Origin of the sequence: Microbacterium sp. BF1 (assembly GCF_019279095.1) — a bacterium.
Lineage (GTDB): Bacteria > Actinomycetota > Actinomycetes > Actinomycetales > Microbacteriaceae > Microbacterium > Microbacterium maritypicum.
This window is the reverse complement of the sequence record NZ_JAGYWT010000591.1, coordinates 1-1,427: the sequence shown is the minus strand read 5'-3', so window position 1 is coordinate 1,427 and position 1,427 is coordinate 1. Positions and strand designations below refer to the sequence as shown.

Annotated in this window: 1 protein-coding gene and 2 pseudogenes; 1 reads left to right on the top strand and 2 read right to left on the bottom strand. The window is 68.3% G+C overall.

Translation table 11 applies throughout. From position 1 onward, the window contains the following. Window positions 1-1,043, bottom strand: a 1,043-nt coding sequence (locus KZA10_RS15185) for a cation:proton antiporter (RefSeq protein WP_256934931.1), incomplete at its 3' end; no start/stop codon positions are given. Window positions 1,044-1,160: 117 nt separating this feature from the next. On the opposite strand from KZA10_RS15185, the pseudogene KZA10_RS18830 reads away from it, so the two are divergent. Continuing rightward, window positions 1,161-1,250: pseudogene (locus KZA10_RS18830) on the top strand (formyltetrahydrofolate deformylase); the annotation flags it as partial. Window positions 1,251-1,335: 85 nt separating this feature from the next. Here KZA10_RS18830 and KZA10_RS18825 read toward each other — a convergent pair. Beyond that, window positions 1,336-1,427, bottom strand: a pseudogene (locus KZA10_RS18825) (hypothetical protein); the annotation flags it as partial.

The following is a 1,427-nucleotide window of genomic DNA, read 5'->3' as shown; positions in this document are numbered from 1 at the left end:
GTCACGGCGACGATGATCGGCAGACCGGTCGCGGCGAGGAGCCCCAGGGCCGCGCGATCGCGAGCACTCGCTCCGGGCGGGGCCGACAGCTGAGCCGCCGATCCGCGGATCACGAGCAGAGCGATCAGGAAGATCGGCACCAGAGCCAGCGCCGACGGCGATGTGAGCAGCGCCTGCAGGTCGAACGTGACACCCGTGTAGAGGAAGAAGATCGGCACGAGGAATCCGAAGGCGATCGCCTCGATCTTGCTCTCGACCTCTTCCGCATCCTTCTTCGGCGCGCGCGCCATGATGATGCGCCAGATCGCGCCGGCCACGAACGCTCCCAGCAGCATGTCGAGGTCGAGCATGACGCTGAGCCCCACGAGGGCGGCGATGAGGAGGATCACGAAGCGCACGCCGAACTGATCCGAGGTGTGCAAGGTGGCGCGGACGATGCGGTGCAGCCGTCCGTGCGACACGCGCGTGGCCAACAGCACGGCGAGACCGGCGAGCACGACGAAGGTCAGGAGCACAGCGGTGGCGATCGGAGTGGTCCGCGTGCTCAGGAAGATCGAGATCGCGATGAGCGGCAGGAACTCGCCGACCGCACCGATCGCGCTGATCGCACGACCGAAGGGCGAGTCGAGCTCTCGGGCGTCGCGCAGGATCGGTATCAGCGTTCCCAGCGCCGTCGAGCTGAGGGCGATCCCGATCACCACCATCCCCTCACCCGGCGCGAAGAAGAAACCCAGGCCGATGCCCAGCATCACGCTGAGCAGCCACCCGAGCGATGCCCGGGCGAGCGGCCTGCCCGCGACCTTCGTGAAGTCGATCTCGGTGCCCGCGACGAAGAACAGCAGCGCCAGGCCGAAGTCGCTGAGCTTCTCCAGCAGCGGTCCCGTCTCGACCCAGCCGAGAACCGCGGGACCGATGAGGATGCCGAGAACGAGCTCGAACACCACGATCGGCACCCGGACCACCGGCCGCACGCCACGGGCGAGCAGGGGTGCGGCGACAGCCAGCAGGGGCACCAGCACCAGGCCGAGGTCGCTCGCTTCCATGCTCTCAGGGTAGGTGAGGCGGCCGTCGCGCGGGTGCAGGGCATCGCGCGGTGCTCTCGCGATTCGCCCGCTCGGCGCATCCACGGCAGAATCGATGCACACCCTCGAGGAGTCCCCATGTCTCAGCCCGATACCGCCCGCCTGCTCATCGCCTGCGACGATCAGCCCGGCATCGTCGCCGCCGTCGCCGGCGTGCTCGCTCAGCACGGGGCGAACATCATCTCCCTCGACCAGCACTCGACGGACTCCGAGGGCGGACGCTTCTTCCAGCGCACCGTCATCCACCTCGACATTCACGGGCGGCACGCTCGCGTGCCTTCGTGTCGGGGCGCACGTTGAAGCCCACGATGATCGCGTTGTCGATCGTCGCCAGGTTCACGTCGG